A 13,332-nucleotide genomic window follows, 5' to 3' on the forward strand; every position below is an offset into this window, starting at 1 on the left:
CTGCAGCCCCTCCTCAGTTGAACAGGAAGACGCGTTTTACCTCGGTAAATAGATCGCCGATGTAGTGCGACACCATATACAGGACGATAATGAATCCTACGAGTGTAGCCCAGTGCGCGATATCTTCCTTGCCCGCCTGCTTCAGAACCGTATGCAAGATGGCTGTGATGAATCCTACTGCTCCGATCTGGAAAACAGGTGTCAAATCAAAATCCACTGTGAACACCTCACCTTTAGAACATCAGGATGACGACCAGCAGACCACCAAGGAAGCCAAGACTCTTATACATTTTTTCGTACTTTTCCTGTTCGTGACGCGCTTCCTCCGCGAGTCCCTGAAGATGGGTGACAGCCAGACGCAAATGCTTCTGCTGGTCTTCCCGATCAGATGAACCTAGAACCTGGCCCAAGCTTGCGAGCACATCCCGTTCCTGTTTTCGCAAGGCCGTATGTGTCCAAAGCTTTCCCATTGCCAGCTTGAGAGCCTCCTCAGCGGACTGAGCCTTCTCTGTATTCAGCAGCTCCGCGGCATGGAGAAACATTTTCCCAACGTCCTCCGTGACACGCTGACCGACTTTTACAAAGGCCCGATTCAAGGGGGTCAGACCATAGACGATTTCCGTTTCTAGCATTTGCAGGGCGACCAACAGGGCTCGTAGCTGAACGGGGCGAAAGGCGTAATAGCGTCCAATCTGCCAGCCAACCATGGATGCGGAAAAAAGGATGAGTACGGCACCGATCAGCTTGATCATACGGCCTGCTCCTTTTTCAACGGATTCAAGCCTTGATCGTAGATGGCTTGAATCGTACCAACACCCTTCGTCCGACTCAGGACAATGTAGCGAGAAAAAGCTCCTTGTCGAACCAGCTTTCCAAGCATTGGCCTTTCCGCAACCTCTGTTACATTCGCCCCGTGCGCGGAGCAGATGACAGCTACACCCGCATGGATCGCTTCCCATACAGCATCTCCGTCCTCAGGACGCCCAATCTCGTCCACGATCAAAACATCGGGAGACATAGAACGGATCAGCATCATCATGCCTGCTGCTTTGGGACAAGCATCCAACACATCTGTGCGCGGACCCACATCCCGCTGAGGCACGCCTTGCATGCAACCCGCCAGCTCGGAACGCTCGTCCACAATCCCTACCTTCCGACTCGAAGACCACTCGCTTCCGTAACTAATGGACCTGGCCATGTCACGCAGCAATGTGGTCTTTCCGCATTGTGGTGGTGAGATGAGTAATGTGTTGAGCAATTTGCCCTTCTCAAAAAGAACAGGCATGATCTTCTGTGCAGCTCCTTTTTTCTCGCGCGCAATACGGATATTGAAGCTGGTGACATCCCTGATTCCTTTTACCTCGCCTCCATCCAGCACGACTTTACCCGCGATTCCAATCCGATGACCGCCAACCACTGTGATGTAGCCCCGTTTCAGCTCTTCTTCCAATGCGTACAAGGAGTGCTGGCTCACCTGGTTCAAGAGCTTGACTGACTGTTCTTCGGTGAACACCCACCCCTGACTCGAAATGGAAGTGAGCTGACCAGAAGCTGTGACATAACTGGATTGCTGACCGAAGCGCACTTCCAGGGGCTGATTTTGCCGAAGCCGTATTTCTTCGAGTTGCTCTGTAACCGTGGAGGGCAGGGCATGTAAAATCGTGCGTATGGATGCCGGCAAGATCGCCATGACCTCTTTCACAGCTGTTTCCCTCCTTCTTGGCTGAAGCTAGCTTTTTTGCTCATCCAGCCTTTGTCCACCTTGAACTTACCTCCATCCTATGCAGAGATGGACGAGATTTATGCTAAAAAATACGTCATCAGAATACTTGTCCCCAAAAATTAAAAAAAGCTTGCCCCCACGTTGGTTCACGTGAGACGACAAGCTTTGTACGATATTAGGTAGGATTAATCGGCTCCGTTTGAGCATGGCAATCAGACTGCTCAATGACGTAATGAGTATAGCCTTCATCATCCTGCCCTTCATGTAAAAAAATCATTTCATGACAGCTCGGGCAAGCAAACTCATAGGTTGTTTCCAGATGGTCACTGCCCGCCCCCTCATAAACATGGGCATCCTCATCATCGTCGAGGTCGTAGTACATCGCGTACTCATCCTCTTCGTCTTCGCAATCTCCCACCGTTTCATATAATGTTTCGTCATCATCAAACAAGTATAGCTCGATATCTTCCAAATCTTCATCGATAGCCTCTACATAATCCTCTGCTTCTTCTACACGTGTCTCAAGCTCATGAAACTGTGCACACACATCGTCGATGATATCAATCAGCTCAAGAATGATTTTCCCTTCTGCACTCTTCTCACTGATTTCCATCCCCTCAGCCAAGCCACGCAAATAGGCAATTCGATTTGCCAATGAGTCCATTATTTCCACTCCCCCTATCTGATTCCTGACACTATCTTTCCCAATTGTGAGCAGGGCTACCAGTGGAAGGAATTGGCGATTATTTTCGCACACCAATCAAAATGAATGAAACCCCCACCATAATCCAAGCGATTTTGGCAAAACTGATTCGGTCTGACATTCCAAGCAAGCCGATTGCCGTCGTGGTAATCAAAATAACTGGGCCCACGATCGCAAGGCCCGAATTAATCATAAGTGCTTTTTCCACTTGATTTACCTTTAGGATGAGCAGAGCAGCCAAGATCTCAATACTTCCGGACAAAATACGCAGCGCAGCCATCCCCATAATTGCTTTTTCCCACATACCGTCTCGTCCTCCCCTCGTTCCACTCTATGCCTGTACCAGACCTTTTCAGCACCACACCTGGGCAAAAGCCTATGCTTTTCACTCCTCCACCCAGCAAGGCATAGACTGAAGCATACGCCTAGAAGAAATGAGGAACCTGCCAATGCTAGACTGCGAGCATCCATTTGTGCCCGCCAACTGGGCAAATCCGTTCGGGCTTACAAGAAGTAAACCGCGAACGCGTGGGTTGACGATGGTGATTGATAAGGGGCTCGGGAGCAGCGCCTTTCGAGATTTATTGGAGCTGTCCGCGCCGTACATGGACATATACAAGCTTGGCTTTGGCACAACTGCCCTGTACCCGATCAACCTTTTGCAGCAAAAAATCATGCTGGCAAAGCAATATGGACTTAGGGTCATGCCAGGTGGAACTTTTTTTGAAATAGCCGTTCGCCGCACACCTGTGAAAGAGTACATGTCCCGTATCCATGAGTTAGGATTCAATGCGGTAGAAATTTCTGATGGAACCTTCGCCCTACCACCCGCACAGCGCCGAGAGGCTATACGGATCGGGGTAGAGACCGGACTTGTCGTCTATACCGAATTTGGAAAGAAAGCTGCCGATTACCGTGCAGAACGTGACGAGCTTATCGAGACACTTTTCACCGATCTGGAGTCAGGGGCGAGTCATGTCATTGTGGAAGCGCGGGAAAGCGGGACTGTCGGTGTATTTGATACGGATGGAAAAGTAGATGACCATTTTGTTCGGGACATCGTCCATTCGGTAAAAGATCTGGCAAGCAAACTGATCTGGGAAGCACCGCAGAAAGAGCAACAGGTTAGCCTGATTCAAGCCATCGGGAATGAAGTGAATCTCGGAAATATTGCGTACACGGACGTTATGGCATTAGAAACACTCCGCCGTGGCTTGCGCAGTGATACAGCCCTCATCATGGAGGAGGGGAGGTCAGATCCGTGCGCATAGAAGTAGTGCCTACTGTGGAGGAAATACGCTTCGATCAGATCAGCAACCGCGTCGTGATTGTCATCGATGTACTACGAGCATCCAGCACGATCGTGACCGCACTCGGAAACGGTTTTCTCTCCGTCATCCCCGTAGAGACCATAGGTCAAGCCAACTCCCTTCGCACACCAGATTGTGTACTTGCTGGCGAACGGCACTGTCGCAAAATTCCTGAGTTTGATTGCAATAACTCGCCAACCGAAATTGCCGCAAAAAACAAGAGCGGCAGCCATCTCATCTTGACGACAACCAATGGAACCCGGGCCATTCAAAAAGCGGAACGGGCCTCTACACTTCTCATCGGCTGCTTTCTAAACGCGACGGCGTGCATCAAGCATGCCCTTTCCCATCACCTAGATATCACCCTGTACTGTGCCGGTACCCGTTCTGAATTTGCCTTGGAGGATGGATTGGCGGCAGGCATGATGATCGTGCAGGCACAGAACCTGAAAACTCATTTCCAAGTTTGTGACCTAGGGGAAGCATTAAAGGCGAGCTATTTACATCTCAGAGATAAGCTAGTCGAACAGCTTCTCCAAACCACTACCGGAAAAAGACTGGTTCAGCATCACTTTGCAAAGGATTTGCACTATTGCGCGCAGATTGATCACTACCAACTTGTCCCGTTCGTCAAGGAGAAGCGAATACTCCCCCAACTTGTCTCATAAAGTGAAAGGAGAACAGGGACAGGGGTTTTGATGATGCCAATGATGTCTGGAGAAGTGATGCTCGTCATCCTTATCGTCATAGGGTTAATTGGCCGTTCACCGATTATCGCTACTGCTGCAAGTATTCTATTGGTTCTGAAGCTGACTGCATTGGAACGCTTTTTCCCAACGGTCGAGAGGCGCGGCTTGGAGCTGGGACTGCTTTTTTTAACCATCTCCGTCTTGGTCCCTTTTGCCAGCGAGAAAATTTCATGGAAAGACGTCACCCCACTTTTTACGACCGTCGTTGGCTTAACGGCTCTTGCTGGTGGAGCGATTGCTACATGGATGAATGGAAAAGGCCTTGATCTTCTGAGAAGCGAACCACATATGATTGTTGGATTGGTCATCGGTTCGATTATTGGAATTGTGTTTTTCCGGGGAATTCCCGTAGGTCCGCTTATGGCGGCTGGCATAACGGCATTTGTAATGAAGCTGTGGGAATGGTTCGGCGGACGATAGTTCTGATCAGCTGCGGCAGTGATAGGGTAGACGAAGCCCCCTTCCTTGTTTTCTGAGGAGGGGATTTTTTTGTCTACTTTTGATACCAGCTTGATGCTTGATCATACAGCCCCGTACAGCTGTAAACGTAAAAACAGCGTCCCAGCCCGATTGCGAAAGGCTGAACGCTGCTTTTGGTGAAGAGAATTTTTTTCGACTATCACGCTCTGCTGTGTATGGCCATGAGCACTTCATTGTCGGTCGACCAGATCGGTCTTACTTCCTCGTGAGGGTCCAAATACGCCTTAGCACGATTGATGGCAGCAGGCCCTTCCATGAAGCCTCCTGCGATCAAACCAGGCAGCTTACCAGGGTAATCCACAACGTCGCCTGCTGCGAAGACTCCTGGAATGGATGTCTGCATCCAGGCGTCAACCGTAATACGATTTTGCTCGATTCCCAGCCCCCAGTCCTTGATCCCGCTCAATTCCGGTCTTGCGCCGTGGCAAACGATGATCTCATCGATTTCCAAGGAGGAGATGTTGCCTGTCTCCGTCTGTTCTAGCATGACGAGCTCAATGTGCTCCTCATCTCCACTGATTTCCTTAATTTGAGAAGACGTCATGACATGGACCGAGGAATTTCGCATTTTGCTCACATTCCCTTCATGAGCTCGAAAATCACTTCTCCTGTGAACAATACCGACGAATGAAGCAATGGAGGCCAATGCGATTGCCCAATCCACTGCAGAGTCACCTCCACCGGATATCAATACTCTTTTATTGCGGAACTGCTCGATGTCGTCTACAGAGTAATGCAGATGACGTCCTTCGTATTTCTTGGTGTTTGGCAATTCCAGCTTCTGAGGGACCAATGTTTCTCCGCCAATAGCAATGACTACACTTCTTGTAAGATGCGTTTCGCCGATGTGACTTGTTAAACGAATCGTACCGTCGGAGAGCCGCTCCATTTTTTCAATGAGCTGCGACAATACGATAGTAGGCCCAAACGTCCGCGCTTGCGCTTCAAGCTCCTCGACGAGCTTGCCTGCGGTAATCGCCTGTATCCCGCCTACGTCAAACAGAAATTTCTCGCGATAATAGGGCAACTTTCGGCCCAGATACGGAGCCGCTTCAATCACTTTCGTCTTCATCTCCCGCATACCTGCGTAAAAAGCAGCGAAAAGACCAGACGGACCTCCACCAATGATCGTCACATCATAGCAGGAATCGATTTCTTCTTTCATCAAGAGCCCCTCCTCATGGTTTGTGAATGGGAGCAAAGGACCTCTCCCTCGAGTGCTACCGAAGCATAGCTTGGTTGTTCTCTGATATTGATTATCACTCTTGGCGAAAATGATCTCCACCTGCAAAAGGATTCTTTTCAACTGCAAACGTATTGTCTTCCTCTGCAAGCGAATCGACTGTCAAAGGGAAAATAAAAAAACGCCATACGAAAAGGCGTTTCTTGGATGCTTGGGGTTACTATGTGGATTTCCGATATTGAAGCGGATTACAGCCATATTTTTTATAAAAAGCGGCTGAAAAGTTGCTTGGGTTGCTATAGCCTACCGCTATGGCTGCCTCCCCGACGTTTAACTGATCAATCCGCATGAGAAGCATGCCTTTTTCCAACCGCAGGTCACGCAAATATTCAAAAACGGTCATCCCAAATAATTCTTTAAAACCAGTTTTCAGCTTAAACTCGTTAAGCTCGGTTGCTCTTGCCAGTTCCTTTAGCGACAGCGGGTTTTCTAGTCGTTCCTCAATCATTTGCCGAGCAGCATACAGCCTTTCCCTGTCTTGTTTTTTTATTTTGGAGACTGGCCAGGAACCAGCACCCTGCAATCCATTATCCAATACGAGCAGGAGCATTTCCATAATCTTGGACTCCAGATGCAGCCTCTTCATAGACCCCTGATAAGTAGAGTTTACAATCTCATGTACGGCTCGTTTCAGCATCACTGTGTCTTTCAGTGGTGTAATGTTTCCCAATTGCTTCTGAAGCCATTTCTGCACATAAGCATAATCATTTTCCCCCTCAAAATAACGTAGGAGCTGCTCAGGAGACATCCTGATTTCAAGGCATTGGTACTTTTGCTTGGATTTTTTATGCAAATAAAGCTCAGTCGTTTCCATCGAATAAAAATTGCATGGCCGTACTTCCGTTGAAAAGCTCTTGCCATTTACAAAACAATCGGTATTTCCGCTGAAACAATAATGAATTTCAAATACTTGATCCTCGGTAATATATTGTTTCCAATCCTCTTGAAGAGTCATGTCGGACAACACGACTTCGATTCCTGGACGTATTTTCTGGCGGGTGATACTCCCTGTTCCTAGCAGAGGGGAGAGCAGAATCTTATGCTCACTGCCTTGCAGTACTTCACTTCCAGTCAAATAACTGGCAAGCCCGTCAAAGTAACCATGTATATCATGAGCGTGAATAATTTGTTCCATCTGCCATCCTCCATAGCTTTTGTCGATCAAATCAAGCATCGCTGCCTCGGATCGTTCATTTTACCGCCATCCTAGCACGAATGAGAATGACTATCAACATTCGTAATGGTTAAACTTTTTGTTTTCAGTAATTTTAGTATTGACTGAAATAACTGAAAATCAGTAAGATTAGACACATATCCGGGACAGGTGGTGATGGCTTGTGAAGAAACATGTTTCAGTTAGTGCAGCACTCTTATTTTTAACATTACTTGTGGAGGTGATCGGAGTTACCGGCATCATCATGGCGCTCCCCCTAATTGGCGAGGAATTTGGGCTCGACTCGGTTGAGCTGGGGGCAATTGTAAGCGCTTATTTTCTCGGCTATGCTATCTTTACAATTCCTGGCGGGGCATTTGCTGATAAGGTCGGTTCGAAAAGGATCATCGCTATCGGGCTGTTGCTTTGGGCTATCTTTACTTCACTCACTGGCTTTGTAAATGGTTTTTTCACACTATTCATCGTGCGTGTACTCCTCGGAATCATCCAGGCGCCTTTGTCCCCTGCGATCCTTAAAGCTGTAGCGGAGCGGACCCCTGCCAAGATTCGCACGACAACAAATGCATTTGTCCTCTCTGCCGATCCGTTCGGCTCCGCGATTACACCACTGATTGTAGCCCCGCTTATCGTGATGCTGGGCTGGCACAACACCTCAATCCTGCTCGGTGTGCTAGGGCTCTTAATAGCTCCTATTATTTGGTTTTTGCTGCCCCGTCCGCTTCCTCCAGAAGTAGCTAATCCGGTAGCGGAAGCAGTTCCAGAAAATGTAGCCAATACTGCGACACAGCAGCCTGGCATGAAATTGACTGATGTGCTGCGAAACCGCCAAATCTGGATGCTGACGATGATCATGTCTGGCATCAGCATCGTCGCTACAGGATTTCTCACGTGGGTACCGACCTATTTGACGACCGAGAAGCATCTTGATTTGACGCAAACCGGCTTTGCCGCATCTCTCCCGCTGTTCGCCGCCATGGTGGCAAACCTCACAGGCGGTTGGTTGTTTGACCGCTATCTAGCGAATCGATTTCATCAAATGGTCATTCCGTCCTTATTACTCTCCTCTCTTTTTCTTATTCTGATGATCACTTCCGGCTCCGTTTTGCAATTCGTCCTCTATGAAGCCGCCGCACTCGCGTTTCTTTCTATGACGAATCAGCCGGTTATGGGACTGGCCATGCAAATTATTCCTGCGAATGTATTGGGCCTCGGCAGTGGCATGCTCCTCACTGGTATTAAAGCAGCCAGCATCATTACACCTGTCGCCATGGGTGCCATCATTGCTCACATTTCGTTTGAGGCAAGCTTTGTCTTTCTCCTGATGGGCTTATTGCTGTCCATCGCTGCAACATTCGGCGTCCGAATCAAGCTTGCCGCTCAAAGCGATAGTATGCTGGCCGAAAGCAAGCTCCCCCCTGGAGTATGAACTCATTTTTAAAGGAGGTGAGGCAAGAATCCCATTTTGATAAAGGAGTTGATCATGATATCTAATCTCAACCACCGTCAATCAGAAAGGATGATTCCCATGAACAAGGAAAACTGGACCTTAGTCTTTGAAGATTACGCCAACAAAATCCTCGATCCCAAAATGGTTCCCGGGGCGATTATTGCGCTTGCCAAGGATGGCGAGCAAATTTACGAGCATGCCTTCGGATACAGTGATGTCGAGCTTCAGAAAGAGATCACATTGGACACCGTATTTGGTATTGGCTCCATCACCAAGTCATTCAGCTGCATCGCGATTTTGCAATTGCAGGAGGCTGGCAAGCTGTCTGTCACAGACCCAGTTGTTACCCATTTGCCTCAGTTCCGCTTCGGAGATGAGGAGGCAAGTGGGCAAATTGCCATCCATCACTTTATGAGTAATTCGTCAGGAATCCCGCCGCTTTCATCGCTATTCGGTGCCATGCGGAGAAGCATTGAGGGAGATCCCGATTACTCCCATTTTTTGCCTCCCTTTGATACAAAGAGCATCCAGGAGCTGGCCTACATTGACACCTACGATGATTTGCTCGCCTACCTTTCTGCATCGGGCCTCTCGCTTTTGGGAGGAGCAGGAAGCCAGTTCAGCTATTCGAATGACGCCTTCGGACTGCTAGGTGCAATTATCGAGAAGGTCAGTGGAATGCCTTATGAAGTGTATGTAAAAAAGCACATTCTCGAGCCCGCCGGAATGACTAACACAGGTTTTTCGATCTCCGATTTACCTGAAGATACTGCCATTTCCACCCTCTATACCAAGCGATTGACAGATGGTAAGCCCGAGCTGTTCGCTTCTCCATATTGGTTGGATGCACCAGCACAACGTGCAGCCGGTTTCTTGAAATCAACGGCCCGCGACATGCTTCGCTTTGCCGAAATTTTCCGGACAGGTGGCTGCGCCGGCGACGTACGGATTCTCTCGGAAGTGAGCGTCACACAGATGATGACACCTCACATCGGGATTGATTCCTTTATTCACTACGGCTATGGGTTGTTCATCACACCATCTCCGCATTATCACGGCGGCTCCTTGGTTGAGCACTCTGGCGGAATAAAAGGCGTTTCTGCGCAAATGCACATCCTGCCTGAAGCAGGAATTACCGGGATTGTCCTGATTAATGCAGACGGTGCTTTTGCAGTAAGGGGTCTGTTAGCGGCGGCACTCAATGCTCTACATGAGCGGCCGGTGGATACACCTGAGTTCTCCTACCCCAGCTATGTGCCAGGGACACCAGCTATGACCGAATATAGTGGTGATTATTCATCCAGTGAGGGGAGCCGTGTCTCAGTTAGCTTATCTGGTGAGACACTCACCATTTCCGTCAAGATGGGAGAGATCGAAAGAGCTATACCACTCGTTCCGGTCGGCCCCGATCAATTCATCGCAGAGCTAGGTCACGGCATGAGCAATTCCGTGATATTCTACCGGGACGAAAATAGGCGGGTCTGCCGAATATTATTCGGGTTCCGTCAGCTGACCAAAGCAGACAGAAAAAGCTAATGTTGGTATAATGATGAAAGGTCTAGGCTCGTTTTCAAAGACGGGCCTAGTCAAGTTACTAGAGAAACGTCTTGACGTTTTTCCAAAGGGAGTTTTGGCGTTGAATAAGTTATCTCCAGAACTGTTGGCTTATATCGAAGAAATCGGCCTGTATCACGAGCAGCAAGGCGCCTCCAGAATCGCCGGGAGAATTTTGGGCTTGCTGATGGTCACAGAAGGCACACTGTCAGCTGAACAAATCGCGACAGCACTCCAAGTTAGCCTCGGTAGCGTGTCGACCAACATGCGTTTACTGTTACAGTCTGGGCATGTAGAAAAAAAGAGCATAACAGGTGACCGCATCACCTACTACATATATTCAGAAAATGCGCTGGAAAGGGAGTTCCTCGCCTCCATTGAGCGCGTTCATTCCTTGAAAAAGACGATCGAAAAAGGAGCGCAAATTCAAGACGTGAATGAAAACGAGATAGTCTCCAAGCGCTTTGTGGAAATGGAAAGAGGCATCGAATATTTTTTGGATTCACTGAACGAACTGCTGAACCGCTGGCGTACCCAGCGTTGATGAGATGAAAAGTGATCAAGCCCGCTTCATCTGTCAATTGAAGCGGGCTTTCGTTTTAACAAAAAAGCTGCACCCAGATGGGTACAGCTTTTTTGTATTCTGCTAGTTACGCGCGGGAAACATAAGCTTCTGAGCGAGTATCGATGATCAGACGCTCTCCTTCTTCTACGAAAAGAGGAACGTTTACTACGAAACCAGTTTCGAGGGTAGCTTTTTTCGTTACGTTGGAAGCGGTATCCCCTTTTACACCTGGCTCACATTCAGTTACAACGAGCTCAACCGTGTTAGGAAGCTGGATTCCGATGGTTTCTCCGTTGTATTGCATGATCTGTACATTCATGTTTTCCTTGAGGAAACGAAGCTCGCGCTCAATTTGGCTACGAGTAAATGTCATTTGCTCGTAAGTTTCGGTATTCATGAAAGTGTACTCGTCTCCGCTCGCATACAGGTATTGCATCGTGTTGGACTCAATGCGGGCAGGGTTCACTTTCTCACCGCCACGGAACGTCATTTCAGTCGTGTTTCCGCTGCGCAGGTTACGCAGTTTGGAGCGCACAAAAGCCGCCCCTTTTCCTGGTTTTACGTGTTGAAATTCAAGCACGGTATAAATATTGCCATCCACTTCGATTGTTAAGCCAGTACGAAAATCGTTTACAGAGATCATGGTAGTCCTCCCGAAAATCAATCAATAACAGAAATAGTATAAATTAGACGGGCAAAATGAGCAACTCTTTCGTAGACTTGTTGAGGTTTTCATGGCCATCCGCTGTGATGAGCACATCGTCCTCAATCCGCACACCGCCTAATCCACTTACATAAATGCCCGGCTCCATCGTTACAAGCATTCCTGGCTCCAAAACAAAGGTGCTTACAGTCGACAGTCCTGGAAGCTCATGCACTTCAATTCCAAGACCATGCCCAGCACTGTGACCATACGCGTCACCATAACCAGCTGCTGTAATAATGTCACGTGTCGCGGCATCTGCAGCCTTTGCAGTTACCCCTGGCTTGAGAGCTTGTACACCAGCAAGCTGAGCACGCAGTACGATGTCATAAATCTCTTTCATTTTGGCATTTGGTTCGCCAACAGCAAGCGTGCGGGTAATATCAGAATTATACCCTTTGTAAGCGGCACCAAAATCAAGTGTTACCATTTCGCCAGCTTCAATGATTTTCTCGCTCGCACGTCCATGCGGCAGTGCACCACGAACACCCGAAGCCACGATCATATCAAACGCAGATCCAGAAGCGCCTTGCTTGCGCATGAAATATTCCAGCTCAAGCGCGACATCTGTCTCACGAACGCCTGGTCTAATATATCCTTGAATATGCTCAAATGCTGCCTCCGCAATACGAACGGCTTCATGGATGATTACCATCTCCGCTTCATCCTTGAACATGCGGATTTTTTCTACGAGACCACTCGTTGCGATCAGCTCAACATTTTCGAATGCCCGATTCCAGTCTTGATGTGTTCCGAATGAAACACTGCTCTCAAACGCCAGACGCTTGACTCCTTTGTCCGCAAGAAGCTTTGCGATTGCTTCGAGCGCTTTGCGCTCATTGTTTACGATTGTATAATCGGGAGCTTGCTCCTGTGCCTGTTCTACGTAGCGAAAATCGGTGACTAGAAACGCCTCAGTACCAGTCACAATCACCCAGCCAGTTGAGCCGGTGAAACCGCTCAAATAAAAACGATTCTCCGCTTTTTCTGTAATGAGCGCATCCGCTCCCAGATTTGCAAGTGCTTCTCTTAGCTTTGTCAGACGTTGTTTCATTGACAACCGTCTCCCCTTTCATCCTAGGTCCCTATTATTTTTTCTCGATTTTACGGACAAGTGCCCGCAATGCCCATTCATAGCCATCCATCCCCAAACCGACGACTTGTCCGATTACAATAGGAGCCAGAACAGAGTGATGTCTAAATTCTTCTCTGGCATGAATGTTGGAAATATGTATTTCGATCGTTGGCAGGGCCACACTCGATAGCGCATCACGAATCGCATAGCTGTAATGGGTGAAAGCCCCCGGATTAATCAAGATCCCGTCATGCACGCCTCTTGCCTGATGGATTGCATCAATCAGTACACCTTCATGGTTGGACTGGCAGTGTTCCAGCTTACCTCCCAGCTCATCCATTACCTTGCTCAGATTTGCTACCAGATCCGCGAGCGTTTCCCTTCCGTATACTTCTGGCTCCCTCGTTCCCAATAAATTGAGATTCGGGCCATTCAGCAGCAGGATGGAAGTCATTATGCATCCCTCCCAAATAGGTTTCGGTAAAAAAGTTTTTTTACTAATGAAACATTTTACCACATGCCTTGCCAAAAGGAACAGAGAATAAAGAGTAGGCAACAGATTAGGAAGATTTGAACGAATTCTCCTTCGGGATGGGACAGACCCAA

Annotated in this window: 16 protein-coding genes; 6 read left to right on the plus strand and 10 right to left on the minus strand. The window is 48.4% G+C overall.

Annotated features, from left to right (window positions below):
• Positions 1-13 precede the first annotated feature (13 nt).
• The 5 genes from spoIIIAC to ADS79_RS20590 all read right to left on the minus strand — a co-directional run bounded on the left by spoIIIAC (position 14) and on the right by ADS79_RS20590 (position 2,730).
• On the minus strand, positions 14-217 hold the full coding sequence (gene spoIIIAC, locus ADS79_RS20570) for a stage III sporulation protein AC (protein WP_049740243.1): 204 nt from the start codon (positions 215-217) through the stop codon (positions 14-16).
• A 16-nt stretch (positions 218-233) separates the two neighbouring features.
• Positions 234-752: a stage III sporulation protein SpoIIIAB gene (gene spoIIIAB, locus ADS79_RS20575; RefSeq protein ID WP_049740244.1), complete on the minus strand. Its 519-nt coding sequence runs from the start codon at positions 750-752 to the stop codon at positions 234-236.
• On the minus strand, positions 749-1,702 hold the full coding sequence (gene spoIIIAA / locus ADS79_RS20580; RefSeq protein ID WP_049740245.1) for a stage III sporulation protein AA: 954 nt from the start codon (positions 1,700-1,702) through the stop codon (positions 749-751). The genes spoIIIAB and spoIIIAA overlap by 4 nt, the downstream gene beginning before the upstream one ends.
• 196 nt (positions 1,703-1,898) lie before the next feature.
• The gene (locus tag ADS79_RS20585) at positions 1,899-2,387 is read right to left on the minus strand and encodes a CD1247 N-terminal domain-containing protein (RefSeq protein ID WP_307725590.1); all 489 of its coding nucleotides are present in this window, start codon (positions 2,385-2,387) and stop codon (positions 1,899-1,901) included.
• 79 nt (positions 2,388-2,466) lie between these two features.
• Complete coding sequence (locus ADS79_RS20590; protein WP_049740246.1) at positions 2,467-2,730, minus strand: YqhV family protein; 264 nt, start codon at positions 2,728-2,730, stop codon at positions 2,467-2,469.
• A 145-nt stretch (positions 2,731-2,875) separates the two neighbouring features.
• Between ADS79_RS20590 and comA the strand changes: the two genes are divergently transcribed.
• The 3 genes from comA to ADS79_RS20605 are packed head-to-tail and all read left to right on the plus strand — an operon-like array spanning position 2,876 to position 4,905.
• Positions 2,876-3,697, plus strand: coding sequence for a phosphosulfolactate synthase (gene comA, locus ADS79_RS20595; RefSeq protein WP_049740247.1), 822 nt, complete (start codon positions 2,876-2,878; stop codon positions 3,695-3,697).
• Entirely contained in the window at positions 3,688-4,404 is a 717-nt protein-coding gene (locus ADS79_RS20600) for a 2-phosphosulfolactate phosphatase (protein ID WP_049740248.1), read from the plus strand. Before comA ends, ADS79_RS20600 begins: the two co-directional genes overlap by 10 nt.
• A gap of 39 nt (positions 4,405-4,443) precedes the next feature.
• Positions 4,444-4,905 (plus strand): DUF441 domain-containing protein, encoded by a 462-nt coding sequence (locus ADS79_RS20605; RefSeq protein WP_049741085.1) that lies wholly within the window; start codon positions 4,444-4,446, stop codon positions 4,903-4,905.
• Between the two features lie 199 nt (positions 4,906-5,104).
• Here ADS79_RS20605 and ADS79_RS20610 read toward each other — a convergent pair whose 3' ends face one another.
• Together ADS79_RS20610 and ADS79_RS20615 are read right to left on the minus strand one after the other, a co-directional pair.
• Positions 5,105-6,130 (minus strand): NAD(P)/FAD-dependent oxidoreductase, encoded by a 1,026-nt coding sequence (locus ADS79_RS20610; RefSeq protein WP_049740249.1) that lies wholly within the window; start codon positions 6,128-6,130, stop codon positions 5,105-5,107.
• A 238-nt stretch (positions 6,131-6,368) separates the two neighbouring features.
• Positions 6,369-7,343, minus strand: coding sequence for a helix-turn-helix domain-containing protein (locus tag ADS79_RS20615; protein ID WP_049740250.1), 975 nt, complete (start codon positions 7,341-7,343; stop codon positions 6,369-6,371).
• A 202-nt stretch (positions 7,344-7,545) separates the two neighbouring features.
• Here ADS79_RS20615 and ADS79_RS20620 point away from each other — a divergent pair, with 202 nt between their 5' ends.
• The 3 genes from ADS79_RS20620 (at position 7,546) to ADS79_RS20630 (ending at position 10,927) form a co-directional block, all read left to right on the plus strand.
• A complete protein-coding gene (locus ADS79_RS20620; protein WP_049740251.1) occupies positions 7,546-8,808 on the plus strand; it encodes an MFS transporter in 1,263 nt (420 codons plus the stop codon).
• A gap of 99 nt (positions 8,809-8,907) precedes the next feature.
• Positions 8,908-10,365 (plus strand): serine hydrolase domain-containing protein, encoded by a 1,458-nt coding sequence (locus ADS79_RS20625; RefSeq protein ID WP_049740252.1) that lies wholly within the window; start codon positions 8,908-8,910, stop codon positions 10,363-10,365.
• A gap of 100 nt (positions 10,366-10,465) precedes the next feature.
• The gene (locus ADS79_RS20630; protein ID WP_236700047.1) at positions 10,466-10,927 is read left to right on the plus strand and encodes a GbsR/MarR family transcriptional regulator; all 462 of its coding nucleotides are present in this window, start codon (positions 10,466-10,468) and stop codon (positions 10,925-10,927) included.
• A 106-nt stretch (positions 10,928-11,033) separates the two neighbouring features.
• Here the strand turns inward: ADS79_RS20630 and efp are convergent, their stop codons facing one another.
• Genes efp through aroQ form a run of 3 tightly spaced genes read right to left on the minus strand, consistent with a single transcriptional unit; the run spans position 11,034 to position 13,180 of the window.
• Entirely contained in the window at positions 11,034-11,591 is a 558-nt protein-coding gene (efp, locus tag ADS79_RS20635) for an elongation factor P (protein WP_049740254.1), read from the minus strand.
• A gap of 43 nt (positions 11,592-11,634) precedes the next feature.
• Positions 11,635-12,705 (minus strand): M24 family metallopeptidase, encoded by a 1,071-nt coding sequence (locus ADS79_RS20640; RefSeq protein ID WP_049740255.1) that lies wholly within the window; start codon positions 12,703-12,705, stop codon positions 11,635-11,637.
• Positions 12,706-12,739: 34 nt separating this feature from the next.
• Positions 12,740-13,180 (minus strand): type II 3-dehydroquinate dehydratase, encoded by a 441-nt coding sequence (gene aroQ / locus ADS79_RS20645; protein ID WP_049740256.1) that lies wholly within the window; start codon positions 13,178-13,180, stop codon positions 12,740-12,742.
• Positions 13,181-13,332: the final 152 nt, after the last annotated feature.

It is taken from the genome of Brevibacillus reuszeri (genome assembly GCF_001187725.1).
In the GTDB taxonomy this organism is placed as follows: domain Bacteria; phylum Bacillota; class Bacilli; order Brevibacillales; family Brevibacillaceae; genus Brevibacillus; species Brevibacillus reuszeri.

Bases quoted from the DNA above. Each gene is read 5' to 3' on its own strand.
- ADS79_RS20605 (WP_049741085.1), top strand. From the start codon at position 4,444: ATGATGTCTGGAGAAGTGATGCTCGTCATCCTTATCGTCATAGGGTTA.
- ADS79_RS20585 (WP_307725590.1), bottom strand. From the start codon at position 2,387: ATGGACTCATTGGCAAATCGAATTGCCTATTTGCGTGGCTTGGCTGAG.
- aroQ (WP_049740256.1), bottom strand. From the start codon at position 13,180: ATGACTTCCATCCTGCTGCTGAATGGCCCGAATCTCAATTTATTGGGA.
- ADS79_RS20625 (WP_049740252.1), top strand. From the start codon at position 8,908: ATGAACAAGGAAAACTGGACCTTAGTCTTTGAAGATTACGCCAACAAA.
- ADS79_RS20590 (WP_049740246.1), bottom strand. From the start codon at position 2,730: ATGTGGGAAAAAGCAATTATGGGGATGGCTGCGCTGCGTATTTTGTCC.
- spoIIIAB (WP_049740244.1), bottom strand. From the start codon at position 752: ATGATCAAGCTGATCGGTGCCGTACTCATCCTTTTTTCCGCATCCATG.
- comA (WP_049740247.1), top strand. From the start codon at position 2,876: ATGCTAGACTGCGAGCATCCATTTGTGCCCGCCAACTGGGCAAATCCG.
- ADS79_RS20640 (WP_049740255.1), bottom strand. From the start codon at position 12,705: ATGAAACAACGTCTGACAAAGCTAAGAGAAGCACTTGCAAATCTGGGA.
- ADS79_RS20615 (WP_049740250.1), bottom strand. From the start codon at position 7,343: ATGGAACAAATTATTCACGCTCATGATATACATGGTTACTTTGACGGG.
- ADS79_RS20610 (WP_049740249.1), bottom strand. From the start codon at position 6,130: ATGAAAGAAGAAATCGATTCCTGCTATGATGTGACGATCATTGGTGGA.
- efp (WP_049740254.1), bottom strand. From the start codon at position 11,591: ATGATCTCTGTAAACGATTTTCGTACTGGCTTAACAATCGAAGTGGAT.